The following is a 1,591-nucleotide window of genomic DNA, read 5'->3' on the forward strand; positions in this document are numbered from 1 at the left end:
GCCGCCGATGCCTGGGGTGCCACTTCGGCACAGGCCCGCTCGCTGATTCTGCTGAAGATCGCCGACCGCATCGAACAGAACCTCGAACTGCTGGCGCCGTAGCGCATTTCCTGGGCCTTGATGAACTGGCTGTTGAAGGTGCGCGGGAATTCGCTGCGGCCTTCGGTCGACAGGGTCTCGGCGCTCTGGTTCACGGTACCCATGTAGTTGGCGATCATGCCGTCATAGGCCGCGGTATGTTCGAAGGCCTTGAGCATCAGGTCGAAACGCTGGGCGTAGGTCAGGCCGCCGGCCTTGAGGTTTTCCAGGACGCTGGCGTAGTCGCTGGCGTTGACCACGATGGCCACGTCCTTGTGGTTCTTGGGCCTGACGCGCTGTTCGTGATCGACGTTGACCACGAGCGCATCGCAATCACCGAAGCCAACAAGCTGGGCATCCCGGTCATCGGCGTTGTCGATACCAACAGCAGCCCGGAAGGCGTTGACTACATCATCCCAGGTAACGATGACGCCATCCGCGCCATTCAGCTGTACATGGGTTCGATGGCTGACGCCGTGATCCGTGGCCGCAACAACGTTGCTGGCGGCACCGAAGTATTCGCTGAAGACGCTCAAGCGCCGGCAGCTGAAGCCTGAGTAACTGACGCTTAGCGTTTACTCAGTACGCAAAAAGGGGGCTAGGCCCCCTTTTTGCCACCTCGAAAATCGTTTATCGATGGCGCCCCTGCAGTTCTTGTCATGTGTGGCGGCTATCAAGGGTTTTCGAGCGCGGAGCTCAAGAATTGATCGCCCGTTCAGTCGGGTGGAATGGTTGAAAACCTATCCAAGAGGAATTTGAAAATGGCAGAGATTACTGCAGCGTTGGTTAAAGAACTGCGCGAGCGTACCGGCGAAGGCATGATGGACTGCAAAAAAGCCTTGACCAAGGCTGGCGGCGACATCGAAAAAGCCATTGATGACATGCGTGCCTCGGGCGCGATCAAAGCTGCCAAGAAGGCTGGCAACGTTGCCGCTGAAGGCGCTATCGCCATCAAGGCCGACGACAAGTCCGCCGTGATCCTGGAAGTGAACTCGCAGACCGACTTCCTGGCTCTGCAGGACGACTTCAAGAACTTCGTGGCTGCCAGCGTTGAAAAAGCGTTCGCTGACAAGCTGACCGACGCCGCTCCACTGATCGCTTCGCAAGAAGCCGCTCGTGAAGCACTGGTTGCCAAAGTAGGCGAGAACGTCAACATCCGTCGTCTGACCCGTATCGAAGGTGACGTTGTTGGTTCGTACCTGCACGGCAACAAGATCGGTGTTGTGGTCGCTCTGAAAGGCGGCGACGTCGAGCTGGCCAAAGACATCGCGATGCACGTAGCGGCAAGCAACCCTGAGTTCCTGCTGCCTTCGCAGGTTTCCGCTGAAGCCATCGAGCGCGAGAAAGCCGTGTTCATGCAGCTGAACGAAGACAAGATCAAAGGCAAGCCTGAAAACATCGTTGAAAACATGGTCAAAGGCCGTATCGCCAAGTTCCTGGCTGAAGCGAGCCTGGTTGAGCAGGCGTTCGTCAAGAACCCTGAAATCAAGGTTGGCGAGCTGGCCAAGAAAGG

1 protein-coding gene and 3 pseudogenes are annotated in these 1,591 nt (G+C 57.6%); 3 read left to right on the plus strand and 1 reads right to left on the minus strand.

Annotated elements, in window-relative coordinates:
• Positions 1-96 (plus strand): annotated as a pseudogene (locus ACQKQA_RS26820) (hypothetical protein); the annotation flags it as partial.
• Here the strand turns inward: ACQKQA_RS26820 and purH are convergent.
• Positions 96-368: pseudogene (gene purH / locus ACQKQA_RS26825) on the minus strand (bifunctional phosphoribosylaminoimidazolecarboxamide formyltransferase/IMP cyclohydrolase); the annotation flags it as partial. The pseudogenes ACQKQA_RS26820 and purH sit on opposite strands and share 1 nt — an antisense overlap.
• Here purH and rpsB point away from each other — a divergent pair.
• Together rpsB and tsf are read left to right on the plus strand one after the other, a co-directional pair.
• Positions 366-635 (plus strand): annotated as a pseudogene (gene rpsB / locus ACQKQA_RS26830) (30S ribosomal protein S2); the annotation flags it as partial. The pseudogenes purH and rpsB overlap by 3 nt on opposite strands.
• A 204-nt stretch (positions 636-839) precedes the next feature.
• Positions 840-1,591 (plus strand): translation elongation factor Ts (tsf, locus tag ACQKQA_RS26835; protein WP_427564144.1); only part of this gene is annotated, 752 nt, incomplete at its 3' end.

Source organism: Pseudomonas sp. NPDC089530 (genome assembly GCF_050280705.1).
Taxonomy (GTDB): Bacteria; Pseudomonadota; Gammaproteobacteria; order Pseudomonadales; family Pseudomonadaceae; genus Aquipseudomonas.